At 42.8% G+C, this 568-nt stretch carries 1 protein-coding gene; it reads right to left on the bottom strand.

Features of this window, described 5'->3' with window-relative positions; all coding sequences use genetic code 11:
- Positions 1–21: 21 nt before the first annotated feature.
- A partial coding sequence (locus tag Q4575_RS19735; RefSeq protein WP_303523943.1) for an IS630 family transposase occupies positions 22–568 on the bottom strand: 547 nt, incomplete at its 5' end.

Genomic DNA, 568 nt, shown 5'->3' with positions numbered 1-568 from the left:
TTATACCATTTCGGAAAAAGATTAGGTCAGGCATATCCAATCCCTCGTACACATTTTTGTCACCCGTTTTGTATCGCTGATAAAATCGTTCCATGCTTTCGTACAAGAGTCGACAATATCGTTATAACCTTCAAAACATCGGTTCGCGATATGATGTTGCCTAATCCAACTCCATACTTGCTCTATTGGATTCAACTCTGGTGAATACGGTGGCAATTTGATGAGAGTGACATTATCAAATGGCTGAACCGTATCGAATGTGTGCCAACCTGCGCCATCCATTATGACGACGGCATGTCTACCTAATTCTGTCGCCTTTGATATTTGCTCCATATGTAATGTCATTACTTCTTTGTTTACGTATGGGGTTATTATCGCCTCAGTTTTACCATTTGCTGGGCAAACCGCACCAAACAAATAGGCGTACTCGAATTGTTGCTGTTTGACTGCTCGTGGCCTGCTTCCTTTCTTTGCCCAAACACGACTCGTCGTGTTTTGTTGACCAAAACGAGCTTCATCTTGGAACCAAACATCTACATCGTCTGGCATAACCCTCAGTGGAGTGTTA

It is taken from the genome of Psychrosphaera sp. 1_MG-2023, assembly GCF_030548245.1.
GTDB lineage: Bacteria > Pseudomonadota > Gammaproteobacteria > Enterobacterales > Alteromonadaceae > Psychrosphaera > Psychrosphaera algicola.
This window is presented reverse-complemented; position numbering and strand designations above follow the sequence as displayed.